Source organism: Glaciecola siphonariae (assembly GCF_042652645.1).
Taxonomy (GTDB): Bacteria; Pseudomonadota; Gammaproteobacteria; order Enterobacterales; family Alteromonadaceae; genus Glaciecola; species Glaciecola siphonariae.
The window spans coordinates 1871579-1889416 of record NZ_JBHSGU010000002.1; the positions used below are offsets into that span (position 1 = coordinate 1871579).

The 17838-nt window shown below is 43.9% G+C and carries 18 protein-coding genes; 10 read left to right on the top strand and 8 right to left on the bottom strand.

Annotated elements, in window-relative coordinates; genetic code table 11:
* Positions 1 to 76 precede the first annotated feature (76 nt).
* On the top strand, positions 77 to 988 hold the full coding sequence (gene rdgC / locus ACFO4O_RS09570; RefSeq protein WP_382407791.1) for a recombination-associated protein RdgC: 912 nt from the start codon (positions 77 to 79) through the stop codon (positions 986 to 988).
* A 113-nt stretch (positions 989 to 1101) separates the two neighbouring features.
* Positions 1102 to 1641, top strand: coding sequence for a hypothetical protein (locus ACFO4O_RS09575; RefSeq protein ID WP_382407793.1), 540 nt, complete (start codon positions 1102 to 1104; stop codon positions 1639 to 1641).
* 48 nt (positions 1642 to 1689) lie between these two features.
* Here ACFO4O_RS09575 and ACFO4O_RS09580 read toward each other — a convergent pair whose 3' ends face one another.
* Positions 1690 to 1833 (bottom strand): hypothetical protein, encoded by a 144-nt coding sequence (locus ACFO4O_RS09580; RefSeq protein ID WP_382407795.1) that lies wholly within the window; start codon positions 1831 to 1833, stop codon positions 1690 to 1692.
* Positions 1834 to 1944: 111 nt separating this feature from the next.
* Between ACFO4O_RS09580 and ACFO4O_RS09585 the strand changes: the two genes are divergently transcribed.
* The gene (locus tag ACFO4O_RS09585; RefSeq protein WP_382407796.1) at positions 1945 to 2634 is read left to right on the top strand and encodes a hypothetical protein; all 690 of its coding nucleotides are present in this window, start codon (positions 1945 to 1947) and stop codon (positions 2632 to 2634) included.
* A gap of 127 nt (positions 2635 to 2761) precedes the next feature.
* Here ACFO4O_RS09585 and ACFO4O_RS09590 read toward each other — a convergent pair whose 3' ends face one another.
* Entirely contained in the window at positions 2762 to 5065 is a 2304-nt protein-coding gene (locus tag ACFO4O_RS09590; RefSeq protein ID WP_382407798.1) for a carbohydrate-binding protein, read from the bottom strand.
* Between the two features lie 205 nt (positions 5066 to 5270).
* Here ACFO4O_RS09590 and ACFO4O_RS09595 point away from each other — a divergent pair, with 205 nt between their 5' ends.
* The 3 genes from ACFO4O_RS09595 (at position 5271) to ACFO4O_RS09605 (ending at position 9646) form a co-directional block, all read left to right on the top strand.
* Complete coding sequence (locus tag ACFO4O_RS09595; protein ID WP_382407800.1) at positions 5271 to 6248, top strand: GntR family transcriptional regulator; 978 nt, start codon at positions 5271 to 5273, stop codon at positions 6246 to 6248.
* Entirely contained in the window at positions 6245 to 7120 is an 876-nt protein-coding gene (locus tag ACFO4O_RS09600) for a phytanoyl-CoA dioxygenase family protein (RefSeq protein WP_382407802.1), read from the top strand. Before ACFO4O_RS09595 ends, ACFO4O_RS09600 begins: the two co-directional genes overlap by 4 nt.
* A gap of 294 nt (positions 7121 to 7414) precedes the next feature.
* Entirely contained in the window at positions 7415 to 9646 is a 2232-nt protein-coding gene (locus ACFO4O_RS09605; RefSeq protein ID WP_382407804.1) for an EAL domain-containing protein, read from the top strand.
* 222 nt (positions 9647 to 9868) lie between these two features.
* On the opposite strand, the gene ACFO4O_RS09610 is transcribed toward ACFO4O_RS09605, so the two are convergent.
* The 5 genes from ACFO4O_RS09610 to folB all read right to left on the bottom strand — a co-directional run bounded on the left by ACFO4O_RS09610 (position 9869) and on the right by folB (position 12910).
* A complete protein-coding gene (locus ACFO4O_RS09610) occupies positions 9869 to 10702 on the bottom strand; it encodes an HDOD domain-containing protein (RefSeq protein WP_382407806.1) in 834 nt (277 codons plus the stop codon).
* 109 nt (positions 10703 to 10811) lie between these two features.
* On the bottom strand, positions 10812 to 11177 hold the full coding sequence (locus tag ACFO4O_RS09615) for a histidine triad nucleotide-binding protein (RefSeq protein WP_382407808.1): 366 nt from the start codon (positions 11175 to 11177) through the stop codon (positions 10812 to 10814).
* 57 nt (positions 11178 to 11234) lie between these two features.
* The gene (locus tag ACFO4O_RS09620; RefSeq protein WP_382407810.1) at positions 11235 to 12035 is read right to left on the bottom strand and encodes an undecaprenyl-diphosphate phosphatase; all 801 of its coding nucleotides are present in this window, start codon (positions 12033 to 12035) and stop codon (positions 11235 to 11237) included.
* A 3-nt stretch (positions 12036 to 12038) separates the two neighbouring features.
* Entirely contained in the window at positions 12039 to 12554 is a 516-nt protein-coding gene (gene folK, locus ACFO4O_RS09625; RefSeq protein WP_382407812.1) for a 2-amino-4-hydroxy-6-hydroxymethyldihydropteridine diphosphokinase, read from the bottom strand.
* Entirely contained in the window at positions 12554 to 12910 is a 357-nt protein-coding gene (gene folB / locus ACFO4O_RS09630; protein ID WP_382407814.1) for a dihydroneopterin aldolase, read from the bottom strand. The genes folK and folB overlap by 1 nt, the downstream gene beginning before the upstream one ends.
* 103 nt (positions 12911 to 13013) lie before the next feature.
* On the opposite strand from folB, the gene plsY reads away from it, so the two are divergent.
* On the top strand, positions 13014 to 13643 hold the full coding sequence (gene plsY / locus ACFO4O_RS09635; protein WP_382407816.1) for a glycerol-3-phosphate 1-O-acyltransferase PlsY: 630 nt from the start codon (positions 13014 to 13016) through the stop codon (positions 13641 to 13643).
* A 6-nt stretch (positions 13644 to 13649) separates the two neighbouring features.
* Here plsY and tsaD read toward each other — a convergent pair whose 3' ends face one another.
* Positions 13650 to 14663, bottom strand: coding sequence for a tRNA (adenosine(37)-N6)-threonylcarbamoyltransferase complex transferase subunit TsaD (gene tsaD / locus ACFO4O_RS09640; protein ID WP_382407818.1), 1014 nt, complete (start codon positions 14661 to 14663; stop codon positions 13650 to 13652).
* 298 nt (positions 14664 to 14961) lie between these two features.
* Here tsaD and rpsU point away from each other — a divergent pair, with 298 nt between their 5' ends.
* The 3 genes from rpsU (at position 14962) to dnaG (ending at position 17785) form a co-directional block, all read left to right on the top strand.
* Complete coding sequence (gene rpsU, locus ACFO4O_RS09645; RefSeq protein WP_110430302.1) at positions 14962 to 15177, top strand: 30S ribosomal protein S21; 216 nt, start codon at positions 14962 to 14964, stop codon at positions 15175 to 15177.
* 385 nt (positions 15178 to 15562) lie between these two features.
* Positions 15563 to 16006, top strand: a complete 444-nt coding sequence (locus tag ACFO4O_RS09650) for a GatB/YqeY domain-containing protein (RefSeq protein WP_382407820.1) — start codon at positions 15563 to 15565, stop codon at positions 16004 to 16006.
* 9 nt (positions 16007 to 16015) lie between these two features.
* The gene (dnaG, locus tag ACFO4O_RS09655; RefSeq protein ID WP_382407822.1) at positions 16016 to 17785 is read left to right on the top strand and encodes a DNA primase; all 1770 of its coding nucleotides are present in this window, start codon (positions 16016 to 16018) and stop codon (positions 17783 to 17785) included.
* Positions 17786 to 17838: the final 53 nt, after the last annotated feature.

The window sequence follows — 17838 nt, forward strand, 5'->3', positions numbered from 1 at the left end:
ATTTTGATTTTGACCATCTTGTACAAGCTTGTTAACCTCTCGCGTCTTTTCTTTCGATAGGCAGTACAGCAATATTATGTGGTTTAAAAATCTTAAACTTTATCGCTTCACTCAGGCATTCTCTCTGGACACCGAAAAACTGCAGCTTATGATGCAAACTATGCCGTTTCGCCACTGCAGCGCGCAGGAAATATCGAGCATGGGCTTTGTGTCACCCCTTGGTATAAAAAATGATGCAGACCCACAGTTATTTCATCAATCGGGCAAAGCATTTTGGTTTACGCTAAAGCGCGAAGACAAAATATTGCCCGCCAGCGTAATTAATTCTGAACTGGCTGAAAAAGTCGCGCAAATTGAGCAAGAAACCGGCGCCCCAGTCGGTAAAAAAGCGCAAAAAGAATTTAAAGAAGATATTATTCAGCGGCTGTTACCGCGAGCATTTAATAAGCATGCCTTTATCAACGGTTACATTAGCCTCGATGAGCAAATCGTAGTAGTAGATGCCAGTGCAGACGGCAGTGCCGAGGTATTTTTAGCAGCGCTCAGAAAATGCTTGGGTTCGCTTCCTGTTGTTCCTTTTGCAAAATCACAGCAGCAAGAAATTTTAACCAATTGGGTGCTTAAAGATGCGCCAGAGGGCATTGAGCTGTTAGATGAGGCTGAATTTAAGTCGCCTGCCGACGACGGTGCGCTCATTCGCTGTAAACAACAAGACCTAGACGCCGACGAAATCTTGGCTCATATTCAAGCGGGCAAGTGGGTGCAAAAAATAGCCGTTGCCTACAAAGAGCGCCTAAGCTGTATCATAGCCGAAGACCTGTCGATTAAACGTTTAAAGTTTACTGACTTGGTAACGCAGCAAAATGAAGATGTGAGTAAAGAAGACATGGCTGCACGCTTAGACGCTGACTTTACACTTTTTGTAAGTGAGATAGACGCGTTTGTAAAAGACCTAGAATCCATGTTTGATTTAGCAGCAGACGCGTAAGACAAAATGCAATTTGGCGGCTGAGCAAATGTAACTAATCTCAATTAGGTTGAAAGTTTTTTTAACTATTGCCTATCTAATGAGTACATTCATTTACTTCTTGGTGCGCCAAAATGCTATCTCGCAAACTAACTATCGCAGCGTTTCTGCTGCTTTCTTTTGGGGCTCATAAGCAAGTCGATGCCCAAATTTCAGTCTATGACAGCATGTACTTCCCAACAACGCAGTCTCTGGAGGGCAACCGAAGAGCACCGCGTATATATTCGGTTTTAGAGATTGATTTTGGACAACATAAAGCAGGCGAGCCCGCCTATTTTTCTGACTTAAAACAGACTTACTTACCATCATTTAATGCAGACATTTCTGATTTCACAACACCTGAGCAGCCTTTTGGCGTTCAGGGCGTATCCATTGCAGCGGCGACAGACGAAGCACGGTTGAGCCAAATACGGGCGAAAGTACAGAAGCGTTTATTAGGTGACTACTCACCTAAGTTACATGCGCTAATGGAAACAATCAGCGTTGAACAATTAGATGAAATAAATGCAAACAGTTTCGATTTCAGAAACGCTAAAGGCGGATCGCAAGGTCACTTGGCTTTATCGTTAAGCCGACTTGGTGATGTAGATGAGTCAGATTCATTTCATTATTAGAGTCAGGCAGTGAGTCTCTGCATGCATCTAATCTATGAGTCTTCGTGATTACTGAACCTTATCTGCACTTACCGGCGTCGCGGCAAACGTACTCGCCCCACCTAATGCTGTCGCAGTAAACGAAGCCGTAATATAGTTAGCCCAAGTATTGTATGCCAATGCAAACAACGAAGGTTTAAGTAAAAGAGTCATAATAGTTAAGGTCGTTAATTAGAACATTAAATAAGAGGGCTAAAGTTGAAGATATTGCAGAACCTCCTACTATTAGATAAGAACGCCTATGGCTAATGTAAGGTTAGCGTTATGAAACACTTGTTTTTGTTCGTTGCTTTTCTTTGTAGTTTCTCTTCTTGCAGCTCTGCGCAAGCCACAGACTTTGTATTTGACGAAGTCTCAGACATGCCTTTTCATAGCGATGTACGCGACACACTCGAACAAGCATATAGCTTATTGGAGCATAAAATAAGTTATCGTTCAGTGCCCTTAAAGCGAAGCTACAGAGAAGCCGAATCTGGTCGTTTATCGGGTCTAATGGGGCGAGTATTCTATGCCCAAGACAACTACAAAAACTTAGTTAGAGTGCCTGTTCCGATTGCGTCCTTTGATATTGTACTGGTTGTAAATACCCATTCGTGCTCGCAATGCGACGTTACAAATATCAAACAGGTTACCGCTGTATCAGGCTTCGAGGCTTTACTTTATTATCGCAAGAATAATAAGGTTAACTTTATGCTTTCTGAAGTTTCTGACCGAGCAACCTTGCTCAACATGATGGATAAAGAACGCATAGAAGCGATGATTATTAGCCGAGTGTTATTGCCTGACGAACTGCTTAGTGCAAACCCACACTGGAAAGTGACAACATTGGCTACAGAGTATTTGTTTCATTATTTGACCCAAGAAAACGCATATCTCATTCCAGAGCTAAGCGGTGCTATCCAAACTGTGCTCGAGCACAAACTCCTTTTAAAAAACACAACACTTCCTCACTGACCGCTGTAATAATAGGAAGCCTATGGGCTAATTTGTCTTGATCTCTTTGTTTAACTGCTCATTTCATTATTTAATGATTCTGGTACAACTTTCATCAGTTTGCGATGATGTAGGCCGTGCGCAAGTATTATTTTAAGATGCCCACATTTTTAAAAATGATAAGCTCCCCACTAGGGTCGGTAAAACCTTGAGCTGAAACCTTTGTGACACCAAGCGCGGCTGTTGTGATAGGCGCTAGGCTTTGAGTGTTTGGTTCAATGGTAGTTTGAGTGTGAGCATGGCTGAGCAAGGAGCTGATAGAAGGCGTTAATGCATTCGCTTTATAGGTCAATTCAGCGGCCGGCAAAAAGACATTACCTCTTTGTCTCACGTCGAGCATCTCTGCATAGGCGCTTAAATCGCTGCCCACAAATAGGTTGTTGATGAAGTGATTGTCGCCACCGACTATGCCCGAATATCCTTTGATCTGCGTTGAATGCGGATAGTGATAAGGTGTACTGCGTTCAGGGACTGAACGCTGCGTCACCTCCCCCGCAAAGAGATTGTGCAAATAGGCATTCCCTTGAGACCAATCTGATAATGCGCGTTTTGATAAAAATATATTGTTGTCGATAATGGCTGGGCCGTGATTGACTTCGAGCCATAGGTCTTGGTCGTCGTTGTCGTGAAGGACATTTTCACTTATGCGTGTGCCCTGCGTCATCCAGTCGAGCCAAATGCCTCGATGTGAGTCGAATATGTGATTGCGGGCAATTAGAGTATCGATAGGTGCATGGAGTTTAATACCCGCCATTTCATAGCCGTCAAAGAGTTTTTGTTGATGGATATCGTGAATAGTGTTTTGCGTGATCTCGCTAAAAATAGCTCCCATGCTGCCAGCTATGCCCGCTTGCTCACAGTGAGAGATATGATTACCGCGCACTAGATGCCCACCAACACTTTCTTTGTTCCAGTCTCTGGCTAACGCGCGCTCGATGGTGCCAACATAGCCCGCAGCCGAGTCTGCTGCGGTGTTATCAAATTCATCACCATATTTCCCTAAACTCAGGCACACTGTTCGAGCGTGACGAATGCGATTATTTTCAATGATCCAACCTTTACTCCAGTGAGTCCCAACTGCTGCTTTTTGCTCAGCAGTTGGTGGTGCCCAATTTGTGGCAGCATGGGCAAATTCAAAGCCGTTAACACGAATATAATTAATATTTGGCTTAGACGGATAGAATAGGGTTTCACGCACATTAATTTCTATCCCTTCAATATTGGGGTCGAACCCGTTAATTTGCGCATAGATATTAGTGTGCGTGTCGTTAACGCTTGCATACCATAAAGACCTATTTTCAAGCTTCGCAAGCGCTGCCTGATATTTTTCGACATATGCCGCAAGGCTAAACTCATCGTGTCTTTTGAAGACAAAATACAGATCAGTCTTTAGCGGCAAGGACTGAGTACTGCGGTGTTGAGGCAAATAGCTGACAAACACTTCACTGGAATTCCAACTTGCAGTACTAATGACCGAAGCACTTGCAAGCAATTCACCGTCTGGCGAATTTGCGCGAATTTCAACCACGCCACCTCTACTGCCTTGAACGGGCGACGCTAATATTCTAACAAAGCCAGCGTCGTCGCTTAAATCAACGTTTTTAAAGCGGATCCAGTCCCCCTCCTTAATTAGAATGGCATCTTCGGCGTTTGCGTCGACTTTTGATTCAATAGCCCGAGCGAACTTGTGATGATGTGCAAACAGCTTTCCTTCAAAGGTTGGGGGCGATTGACTTATTTGAGACTCGCCAAGCGCAAGCTTTTCAAGACGCATTAAAAAAGGTGTGTCGTTTTGCACAATCTCATCAATAAAAGCCTCGGCATCAAAAGGTTTTCCAAGAACCGTCGCTAAGTCAGGTGATTCCCAAAGCCAAGTTCCATTGGCATAAACGGCGCCTGTATGGTGATCGCGTCCTTCATTCTTAAACCAGTCACCGCGAATTTTGGTGTTGTAAGGGTTGTAGTTTTCAAAAAAGGCATTGGGCAATGTAAGCTGCCACACATTGTCTTGAACATACTCCCAGCCCTTCATCTTCTCTGACCCCTTGATGATGACTCTTTCACCCTCAGCCGCGCGATAGTGAATCATTTTGCGGGGTGAGTGACCGCCAAAATGGGGGTCGATGCTTTCTCTGTATGTCCCACTACTGACTACAATTGTATCGCCAGCGCGTGCAACTTCGGCGGCTTTGCTTATTGTGTAAAAGGGGCTGTCGTACTTACCCGAATTTGTATCTTTACCCTGCTTTGACACATACAGTATTTTGCCTGAACCTTCTGATTCAATTTGATGTTGGGCTACAGATGTATTTGCAGATTCAAGCCATGCGCAAGAGAAAAGTCCAAGTACTAATAAGCACAGCACCGCTTTTTTTAATATCGCATTTAACATCCTGGCCCTCTTTTCATGTTTCGGTTCTTTATTTATGGTTATTTATTTTTGCTCGATTACTCGTGAAATCATCTGGTTGATAATGATTGATTTAGCTTAACAAGTAATTTACATTAGCCTATTGTGATTCATACTAGTTCATACTAGTTGCAATTGGCAAGCACTTCTACAAACACGGCAAAAACAAAGGCAGTGAGAATACGATTTGAAAACTAAAGTTGAGCATATAGCCGCTGATATCGAAGCTAAAATTCAGGCGAAAGTCTTGAAGTTCGGCGATCTTCTGCCCTCGCTTTCACTGGTTCAAACGCGTTATCAAGTGTCTAGAGATACGGCTAATCGAGCTTATCGCAACTTAAAAAGTAGGGGCATCATCGAATCGAGAAAAGGACGTGGCTATTGCGTTGCTAATACTGAGGCTGGGCGAATTTTAAATATCTTTGTGTTACTCGATGAGCTGTCGGAATATAAAAATACCTTGATCACATCTTTTGCTAACACGTTACATAAAAAGAATAGCTATACACTTTTCTTTCACCACTATAACGTAGCTTTGTTTGAGCAGCTTATTAAACATAGTCTAGGCAATTATACGCATTACCTGATAAGCCCTATTCCAAACGCCGCTCACTTAGATAAAGTACTCAAGCGCATTCCACAGCATCAGCTCATGTTTATTGATCGCCGAGATACCCAAACTCTGACACCTCGCTATGTTGGTCAAGCATATCAACAAGATATTCAAGATAGTCTTCTAGAACTTAAGCCTGCGCTGCAAAAATATGAGCGCTTTGAGTTTGTTTTTGGCGCCTCGCCATACCATCCAATGGAGCTTAAAACAGGTTTTATACGCTTTTGTGAGCAGCACGCGTTTAAATACAAGATTTTGCTAGAGCGAGGCGATATTCATATTAAAAAAGGTTGCGCGTATTTAATTATAGATGACGCAATATTGGCGTTTGTTGTGAAACAAGCAAAACGTCTTTCACTACGAATCGGTGAAGATATTGGCATTGTGTCTTACAACGAAACCTGCCTCAAATCTGTCATCGCAAACGGTATTACTACTATCTCAAGTGATTTTGAGCACATGGGAAAAACGCTTGCTTGCGTACTACAAGACTCCTCATTCCCCGAAGATGTTCATAACCCAATGAAAGTATTAAAAAGGAATTCACTATGACCTCTCCCGATGCCATCATTAAAGATGTTATTACTGAAGAAAACATAAGATTTTATGCACAATCAGGCTACCTGATCGCACCGGATGCCCTTTTGCCATCTAACATTGAGGCTTTGAATGAGGATATAGTGGATATTTTACGCGGTAAACGCGGTGAAATAGAGGGTTTAGCAACTGTACAAGCAAATGACAGCGATGACATTGCCTGCATTCGCCGATACGCTGCTATACATTTTCCGCATAAGCTGTCGAATCTTATAAAGGATTTTGCCAAGCATCCAAAAATTATTGAGGTATTACGCGCCACCGTTAGCCAAAATCTTAAGTGCTTACAATCGATGTTTTTTGTGAAAGCGCCGGGTAAGAAAGGGCAAGCTTGGCATCAAGATGAATACTTCATTCCTACACGTGACAAATCTCTTACCGGAGCTTGGCTAGCTTTAGATGATGCGAATGAAGAAAACGGATGTTTATGGCTTATTCCAGGCTCTCATAAGGATGGCGTAATACGCAGACGAATCGAAAATACTAATGCGGCTTTTGCAGATACTGAAGTGGCCGACATTTACCCTTATGAGCCATCTGACTTCGTAAAAGTAGAAGTTAAAAAAGGCGCAATTGTGTTTTTCAATGGATATTTGCTGCACATGTCTTTGCAAAATACCTCTAAAAACTGCTTTCGCCGCGCCTTGGTATTTCACTATAGCAGTGCACAAACCATGCTGCCTTGGAATCTCGATGGGCGCATACCACATACCCACGACTATCGAGACATTTTTATAGTCGCAGGTGAAGACCCATATGCCTTTAAAGGCACCGAAGAACTCGCTAAACCCTTTATACGCGCAGATAAGTTAGACTTTTCGGTTTAATACCGCCGAGAGTTTGCTATGCCCTGCTATTACAAGCCAAAGCAAAGAACTAGCTCAATCAAGAACGCCATGTTGAGAACACAAAATCCATGCAATGACCGCTAACATAATCGGTATTGAATAAGCTTAATTTGTCTTATTCCCTTATCCCTCATTATTAGCTAAATTAGTAAACAATTAAGTTAATAGGTCGATAGCACTTAAGCGATAATTTTTAAGTATTTGTATTGAGCCATACAAAGATACGTATCTTTGTGCTAATTGATTCGTGATCTTAACCAATAGGTAAGCCACTTGCTGACTAACAACAAACCTAAAGTACCTAAGAAGTGGACAGACAAACGCTACCTTGCAAAAGACTGTGTGTTTGCTAACGATGCTCGCTTTCTTGCACTTTTTCATGCTTCCCCTGTCCCTTTCGGCATAACAGATACGAGTGGAAAAATTCATGCGCTCAACGCCGCTTTTGTGCAAACTATTGGCTACGATCTTAAAGAAATAGAATCCCTAGATGACTGGTGGCCAAAAGCGTATCCCGACCCTGACTACCGACAAAAAATTAAAAACGAATGGGCTGAGCGCCTGACTGTTGCTATCCAGAACAAAAAAGACTTTGAACCATTAGAAGTCGTGATTACTTGTAAAAACAAGAAGAATCTAGTGATGTTTGCTGTTGCTACCCCACTTGCGTTTTTGGGAGAAGACGCCTTTTTAGTCACCTTTGTTGATGTGTCAGATGTGAAGAGGGCGAGGACAAAAATAGAAGACCTGAGTGATTGCTTGATGTCCACTAGCTCTGTGTTATTGGAGCACAAACAGCAGCTAGAACTAGAGCGTCAAAAAGTGTTTGATAACGAAGAGCGCATGCGCCTAGCCTTAGAAGGAGCCAATGACGGTCTTTGGGATTATAATGCTGCCACCGACACTGTCTACTATTCGCCACGTTATAAATCGATGCTGGGATACGCTGACGATGAACTGGAGAATAAAAAGGAAACTTGGGAGCAACTACTCCATAGTGAAGATAAGGCAGAAGCAAAAGCAAGTATCAATAGATTTCTTGAGCATCCGGACAGTCACTACCAACATGAATTTAGAATGCTTCACAAGCAAGGCCACTTTGTAAACATTCTTTCGCGAGCCTTTGCGGTAAAAGACAGCGCCGGAAATATATCAAGAATAGTTGGCACACATGTCGACATAAGCAATCAAAAGGCGATTGAAGCGAAGTTACAGTATCAATCAAGCCACGACTCTTTAACCGGACTCATAAATCGAAGAGAATTTGAAAAGCGTGCAGACGAATTAGTACACCGTGCTCAGCAACAAAAGACCGTTCACGCGCTTTGCTATTTAGACCTTGATCAATTCAAACTTGTAAATGATACATGTGGCCACATCGCCGGCGACGAATTGCTTTGTCAATTAAGTCGAGCCCTCGAAAAACAAATAAAGCCAAATGACACCCTAGCGCGATTGGGCGGTGATGAATTTGGTGTATTGATGCAAGACTGCACGGTAGAAGAAGCTTCATACCGCGCCACTCTTTTGCACGAGGTGATACGTGATTATCAATTTGTATGGGAAAAACGTAGTTTTAGAATAGGCTCAAGCATCGGTTTGGTTGTTATCAATCAGGACTCGGGTGGATTTTCTGAGCTACTAAAAAAAGCAGATGCTGCATGCTTTATGGCGAAAGATAAGGGCAGAGACTGTATTCATATTCATGATGAGAACGATGTTGATTTAAAGCACAACCATGGGGAAATGGAATGGGCAAGTAGGATTACCACTGCATTGGATGAAAACAAGTTTTGCTTATATTGTCAGGAAATTCAGGCAATCAATGGCAGTGCATTTAAGCATTATGAGCTGCTCATCAGATTGCGGGGAGACGATGGTAAAACTATACCACCTGGCGCATTTTTACCAGCCGCAGAGCGATTTAACTTAGCGAAAAAAATCGATAGATGGGTTATCGATGAAGCTATTAAAACCCTGGCAGAAAATAAATCGATATTTAACCGCTTAGCACTGATTTCAATCAATCTATCTGGTCAATCCCTTGTAGATGAAAGTTTGGCAGATTATGTCATCGGGCAACTTGAGCAATTAGATGGTCATCATACAAAAATCTGTTTTGAAATAACAGAAACCGCGACTATCTCCAATTTGGCCGTCGCCACTATTTTTGTCAACAAACTCAAACAATTCGGCTGTAAATTTGCCTTAGATGATTTTGGGAGTGGTTTATCGTCATTTGGATATCTTAAAAACTTATCGGTCGACTATTTAAAAATAGACGGTATTTTTGTTAAAGACATCGTAGAAGATCCTATCGACCGGGTTATGGTTAAATCAATTACTGATACCGCAAGAGTTATGGGATTAAAAACGGTAGCTGAATTTGTTGAAAATGATGAGATTAAAGCCATCTTGCAAAACATTGGCGTAGACTATGCTCAGGGTTATGGGGTCCATGTACCTGAAGCATTTGAGAATATCATCGAGCAACTTAAAGCATAATAAATATTTAAGCACATCAGCCCTTACTCAATGGGTGCGTGAGGCGCTAGTTCTTGAGTATACCGACAGCAAAACGAAAAAACCCAAGCAAAGCTTGGGTTTTTAATCGTTTTCTTACCTGTTCACATGACTTTATTCGCCACACTTTATTCGCCATACTTTATTCACAACAATAAAGTCTTCATCTTCGGTGTGTAGGCTTAGATGTATAGGTCTGTAGGCCTATGCAAATAAGGCTTTTGCGTTGTCTCTTAGGTCTTGGAACTCTGGTGTTTGTAGCTCGTCAATATCATTAAATACGCCGCGCTGCGCCGCTGCTGTTAACACATCGTCAGGTTTATCGACCAAGCCTGCTAGCGCTGCGCCCACTCGCACAAAGTCAATGTAGCTTATTTCAGGCTTTACATACTCGGGGTTGCGCCAGTGCTCTGCACATTCAATAAATACGTCATTAAATTTCCATTCGCGCATAATACTGCCACCAATCCGACCGGCTAGTTTGTCAATTGCCACGTCTAAAAACGTAGGGTTAGCAAACACACTGTCGTGACGTTCAGCTTCGGTCAGTACCGGCAAGGCGCCGATATCAGCTACCAAAGCTGACAGCGTCATGGTATCTATGCTTAAGTCTTTCTTTTTTGTTGCGCGCTGATAGAGCGCCATTACCGCCATTGCGTTGCCCACAATGTTAATAATATCGGTCCACTTTTTTGCCATGTATTTTTTTACAATCTCGTTTTTCGACACAAACAGTTGCTCCATGGCCAAAGCGGTAGCAATGTTTTTAACCTGCGCAAGGCCTATGCGCGTAACTGCCTGCGAGGTTGAGGTCACTTTTATCTCTCGGCCTAAATAGGCAGAGTTTGAAATCTTAATCATTCGCGCGCTCAAAGATGGGTCTTGGCCAATTACGTCAGCCATTTTAAGCAGATTGATGTTGGGATCATCCGCCGCTTTACGCACTTTCAGCGCGATAGCAGGGAGGGTGGGCAATACAAGAGTGTCATTATTTATTTTTTCAACCAATATGGTCAGAAGTGCGTTTTGAGTAGACATGTAAAGGCCTTAATTTCCTATTTTCGAATGTGTATTAAAGTCCTTTTTTGCGCATAAATTACGCAATTGCGTCCATCGCAGTCAAATGTAAAACCGTAATCGACTCACCCTACTCCACTTTCAGCTTTTGCTGATAAGGCGGCCATCCGAGCGGCTTACCTGCTAGCACATGCAAATGAATGTGATAAACAGTCTGCCCACCATCTTGATTACAGTTCATAACGGTTCGGTATCCCTGCTCTGCTACACCTTTTTGTTGCGCAATACGTGCTGCAACTCTGTGCATATAACCTACAACAGCCTCATCTTCTGGGCCGATGTCGTTGGTAGTAGCAATTGGCTTTTTAGGAATCACCAAAAAATGTATTGGGGCTTGCGGGTTAATATCAGAAAACGCGAGCACCCTGTCGTCTTCAAATAGTATATCGGCAGGGATTTCTTTTTTAATAATTTTTGTGAAGATAGTTTCTGACATTTTTCAATCTCGCTAGAGGCTAATAATCGAACAATATATTAATACTATACTTTGTGCTTAGGCGAAGACAAAAAACAACAGTACAACACCCAAAATAAGCCGATAAATAACAAATGGCAACATACCTATGCGTGATATCCAGCTTAAGAATAAATGGATACACAAATATGCGGCTGCGAACGAAAACGCAGCGCCATATAGCAGCGCAGTCCAATCAACTGCGTGCTGCGCTTCAACTAAATCTAGCGCAGAAAATAGCCCGGCAGCCATAATAATAGGCATCGACAGCAAGAACGAAAAACGCGCAGCTGACTCTCGGTCTAAACCCAGTAACAAACCCGCGGTCATGGTAACACCAGAGCGAGACGTGCCCGGAATAATCGCCATTGCCTGTGCAATGCCAATCAATACTGTATCTTTAAGCGTAATTTTATCAATAGACTTTTTCTGCGATGCCTTTGCATCTGCGTACCAAAGCGCTAAGCCAAACACAATAGTTGTGGTAGCAATGATTAATGCCGAGCGAGCGTTCAGCTCAATCCAGTCTTTCATCAAAAAACCAAATAACCCAGCGGGAACGGTCCCTATTATCACAAACCACGCCAAACGGCTGTCGCTGGTTTGCTGCTTGGTAAATCCGCTTTGTAGCCACGCCATTAGTAAGCGAACAATATCATCACGAAAATAAATCATCACCGCGAGCAGGCTGCCGACATGCACGGCTACATCAAACGCCAAACCGTGACTACGCCAGCCTAAGATTTGCTCTGGCAAGATTAAATGGGCCGAGCTAGAGATGGGTAAAAACTCTGTAAGGCCCTGAATGATCGCTAAAATAATAATTTCATATATCGTCATGATCTATGGTGCACTCCATGCATACTCAACCGGCCACAGTCGCTGAGAGGTTTTATCATAGTCTTGCCACATCTGGGCATAAGACTTTTTGGTTACGGGGTGTATATGGTCGGGAACAATGTCCGCCATAGGCTGCAGCACAAAAGCGTTATACTCAATTTCTGGCCGCGGTAAAATAATGGGCGTCTCACACACTTTGTCATCAAATGTGAGCAGATCTAGGTCGAGGGTGCGTGGTGAAAACTTTTCGGCTTGACGCTGACGACCGCAGTTTTGTTCAATATCTTTGAGGGCTAAACAAACCTCATCCACACCCAGGGTAGTGTGGGCCATCGCGACCAAATTATAAAAATTATCGCCGCTAAACCCCACCGACTGGCTCTCATATACCTTCGAGAGACTGAGTTCTCCAAAGCATCTAAACATTTGATTCAGCCCAAGCGCTGTATTCTCTTCTTTATTAATGTTCGACCCAAGGCTTACTAAAATACAGTGCCTTGTTTGCTGCGTACTATTCACTACATCGGCCTTTCACGACAAAAACATACGCCTACATTATCGGCGTTATCTAAAATATCGGGTTTGGTCAGGGTAAGCTCTAGTTTATCTACAGGAAATTCAGCAAAAATAGCATCAACCATAGCTTGGCCAAGCGCCTCAAGCAGCTTAAAAGAAGCCTTGTCAGCTATGTCAGACAAACGTTCGGCTATTTTGCCGTAATCAAGGGTGTCGTTCACGTCGTCTGACTGACCTGCCTTGTGCAACTGTGTATAGAGCACAAGGTCTGCCAATACTCGCTGTTTTTGATGGCGCTCAAAGTCGTATACGCCAATGAGTGAATACAGCGTGAGGCCCTGTATAATGACTTTATCCACGTTTTAGCTTCCACTTTACACAACGGCAAAATGCGCATTCGCAATTCGGCCTTGGTTTTAGTAATCTTAAAGCAAGTGTATCGCGAATAAGGCAAGCAAGTACATGACAACATGGATTGTTTTTTTTGTGGTTGGCGCCTATCTCGGCGGGTCAATCTCAAGTGCCATATTACTATGCAAGGCCTTTGGCTACCCAGACCCGCGCACCAAAGGCTCTGAAAACCCGGGCGCAACTAATGTGCTGAGAGTAGCCGGTAAGCCTATCGCATCATTAGTCCTTGTATTCGACGTACTCAAAGGCGCTCTGCCTTGCTATTTAGCATTTATCATGGGCTTGTCTGAATTTGCCATTGGCCTGATTGCGATTGCCGCCTGCATAGGCCACATGTATCCAATTTTCTTTGCTTTTAAAGGCGGTAAAGCCGTGGCAACAGCCCTTGGCGCGATGCTGCCAATGGGCTGGCCGCTGGCATTAGCGCTTGTTTGCACGTGGCTGCTAAGCTATCGGGTAACACGATACTCATCGGTAGCTGCCCTTATCACGGTTGGCTTAGCGCCCATTTATACTTATATTTACAAAGCCCAGTTTACCCTTGCAGTATCCATGCTCAGTTTGCTAATTGTTGTAAAACATCGAAGCAACTTAATACGCCTAATAAAAGGGCAAGAGTTAAAACAGACACGGCTGCAACAGCCGCATGCTGAACCAGCAGCGAGCGACACAGAGAAGTAAAATCGCTTAAATGGCTTGTAGCGAATCTAGCGGCCAGCGCGGCATGGCTTTTTCGTGTAATGGCGTGGTCTCACCGGCCATCAGGCGCTGACAACCTGCATAGGCAATCATCGCGCCATTGTCGGTGCAATATTCAAAGCTTGGATAAAACACCTTAAAACCATCTTTTTTACTGGCCGCTTCAAAGCTCAATCGAAGCTGTTTATTTGCAGCAACTCCGCCCGCCATAACAATGGTTTTATGTCCAGATTGCTTTAAAGCTCGGCGACATTTTATCAATAGTGTATCGATGACAGCCTCTTCAAAGGCCTTGGCAATATTTGCTAGCGTTTGAGGCTGCTTGTCACAACTGCGTATGGTGTTGGCAGCAAAAGTTTTTAGCCCGCTGAAACTAAAATCTAGTCCTGGACGGTCGGTCATTGGGCGCGGAAATGCGTAGTGTCCGCTTTCACCTTGCTCGGCGAGTTTAGCTAACAAGGGGCCGCCTGGGTAGTCCAAGCCAAGCAGTTTGGCGGTTTTATCAAAGGCCTCACCGGCGGCATCGTCTACCGACTCCCCCATCACTTCATATTGTCCAATTCCGCGAACATTTACGAGCATACTGTGACCACCTGACACTAACAGAGCCACAAACGGATACTGCGGCGCTGGGGTATCTAGCATCGGCGCGAGCAAATGCCCCTCCATGTGATGCACCCCCACAGTAGGGACTTCCCACGCGTATGCCAGCGCCCGCGCCATAGACGAGCCAACTAAAAGCGCACCAATCAAACCCGGTCCGCGCGTATAGGCAATGCCAGAAATATCGGTTTTGTTGAGCTTTGCGGCGGCCAATGTGCGCTGCACTAGAGGCACAATTTTGCGAACGTGATCGCGCGAGGCAAGTTCAGGCACCACTCCACCGTAGTCGGCATGAAGCTTTACCTGACTATAAAGCTCATGGGCTAGCAGGCCATGCTCACTGTCATAAATTGCAATACCCGTCTCATCACATGAGGTTTCTATGCCTAATACCTTCATTTTATTGTGTCTTCTCGTAATTTGGGGGGCAAACTGCTTGCCTTAAACCGTGGTTTGCATCCTTGGCCCAAAGCCTTGGCTGAAACCAACTCATGGCGAAATTATACAGGCGAAATTCGTCCATGGGTCAAATATCTGCTTTTTTTGCGATATCTACCCATTAAATCGCGATTCAGGACTTTACACCTGCATTCAGAAAGAGTACTATTTCGCACCATTTTTTAGCCCGGGTAATTAAATTAACGTATCAATTACCTATGTCTACCCGGTTGATTTAATTTCTGAGGTGAGTAACTAAATGCCAATTGTTAAAGTAAGAGATAACGAACCGTTTGACATCGCATTACGTCGATTCAAGCGTTCATGTGAAAAAGCAGGTGTACTGTCTGAAGTACGTCGTCGCGAGTTTTTTGAAAAGCCAACTTGGGAACGTAAGCGCAAGAAGGCTGCTGCCAAGAAACGTCACATGAAAAAATTGGCGCGTGAGAATGCTCGCCGCGTTAAGTTATACTAAGCTTAATTCGCACTGTTCTCGAAAAAGGCGCTCATTGCGCCTTTTTTTGTGCCTGCTGTATATCAAGAAGTCTGTCAGCCACCGCACCCTGAACGCTGGTTTTTATCAGGGGATAACGCAAGAGTTAAGCAACACCCAAATTTATTAGTTTGATTTGTGGTAAAAAGTCCTATTATTGAGAAAGTAATAGTACAAAACTAAAAGCGGCTAAAAGTTAACAAAAGCAATTGACAATTTTCTACCCAATAATGCCGTGAGCGGTAATACCGGCATGCAAAGCAATGGGTAAACTTAAGCTTGCGTCAGCGAGTATGCATACGAGCATGTATAAACCCTATTGCGAGCTGCAATCAACATCGTGCAATCTACTGAAAAGGAATAACAGATGTCACTACTCACACAATTGAAAGATGCGCAAAAAGATGCCATGCGAAGCAAAGATAAATTAAGTTTAGGCACTATCCGTATGGCACTAGCTGCGGTAAAACAACGCGAAGTAGACGAGCGCATCGAATTGAACGATACAGACGTTCTGCAAATACTCACCAAAATGGTAAAGCAACGCCAAGAGGCGGCCGTGCAGTTTGAGAATGGCAATCGCCAAGATTTAGCCGACAAAGAAAATGCTGAAATCGCGGTGATCAAACGATTCTTACCTCAGCCCTTAAGCGATGCAGAAGTAGAGACGCTCATTGATGACGCAATTAAAAGCTCAGGCGCGAGCGACATCAAAGACATGGGCAAGGTCATGGGCATTCTCAAACCACAAGTTCAAGGCCGTGCCGATATGGGCAATGTGAGTAAACTGATTAAAGCAAAACTGGGCTAAATAAATATTATGGCGGGACGCATTCCACAAGATTTTATCGAAGACTTAGTATCGCGAGCCGATATTGTGGATGTTATTGATAACCGCGTGAAGCTCAAAAAAGCGGGGCGAAACCATCAAGCCTGCTGCCCATTTCATAATGAAAAAACACCGTCGTTCTCGGTGAGTCAAGAGAAACAGTTTTATTATTGTTTTGGCTGTGGCGCTAAGGGCAACGTACTGAGCTTTTTGATGGAATACGACCGCCTCGAGTTTGTCGAAGCGGTTGAAGAGCTGGCAAAAGAATACGGTATGACTGTGCCACGTGAGCAAGGAAGCAAGCCTGGTTTTACCCCGCAACAAAAATCAGATCGTGAAAAAGACTATCACCTGATGGAAGAGGTCACGAAGTATTTTGTCCATCAGCTCAAACATGCAGACAACGCAAAGCAGGTCATTGAATATTTAAAAGGACGAGGTCTTAGCGGTGACGTAGTCAAATATTGGGATATCGGTTATGCGCCCGACAAATGGGACGGCGTATTGGCCACATTTGGGGGTGATGAATCTAAGCAAAAGCGTTTGATCAATCTTAAATTAGTTAATCAAAACGACAATAACCGTCGCTATGACTTCTTTCGCGACCGCGTGATGTTTCCTATCCGCGACAAACGCGGACGGGTAGTGGCCTTTGGTGGTCGCATTATCGGTGGCGATGGACCTAAATATCTAAATTCGCCAGAAACGCCGATTTTTCATAAAGGGTATGAGCTCTATGGCTTATATCAGGCCCGTCGAGAAAACCGAAAGCTCGAAAGACTATTAGTGGTTGAGGGTTACATGGACGTAGTAGCCCTCTCTCAATATGGTATCAGCTATGCGGTAGCGGCGCTTGGCACAGCCACCACGCCTGAACATATTCAAATGATGTTTAAGTCAACAAGCGAAATCGTTTGTTGCTACGATGGAGATAGAGCCGGACGTGATGCTGCATGGCGAGCGCTTGAAAACGCCCTACCGTATCTTAAAGACGGGCTGATGATGAAGTTCTTGTTTTTGCCCGACGGGGAAGACCCAGACACCATGGTACGCAAAGTCGGAAAAGATGACTTTGAAGAGCAGCTCAGCAAGGCAGTTCCACTGTCGAGCTACTTCTTTGAATCGCTTATGCAGAATCACTCAATAGGAAGCATTGAAGGCAAGGCCGCATTTAAAGCCCAAGCAATGCCGCTGATTGAAAAAATTGCTGGCGACAACCAGCGTGAACTGATGACAGCAGAGCTGCATCGTTTTTGCGGCAGTCGCGACAGCTACGAAAATGACTTAAACATTGCTAAGGCAAATCAAAACAAAAAAGCAAAATTTGACGGTTACCGAGCCCCCACATCAAGAGGCTTAACGCCTGTAAGAATGATGCTGCGCTTGTTGATGGATAAACCGTCTTTGGCCGCACAATATCCGAAAGTGAAGGTGGCGGCGCTCGCCAACTCCGGTATAGCTGGCATTAGCATGCTCATTGAAATGCATGATTATTGCTTGCAACATTCTAACAACACCACCGCTGGCATTATCGAGGCATTTCGCCACCATAAGCATGCTGCGCATTTAGACAAACTGCTCGAAAGCAAGCTTGAAGAACAGCTCAATATTGAAGCTGAATATATCGAATGCTTTCGCAAGCTTTTAAGAGCACATTATGATGCACGTTTAGATGAGCTCACTGCGAAAGCAAATCAGCCCCAAGGCCTTAGCGAGATTGAGCAAAAAGAGCTCACTATGCTCCTACAAAAGCGGAAATAATGCTTGCCAGTGCGGCGCATTATTAAACAAATATAAAAAGCATCAGCTTGCCT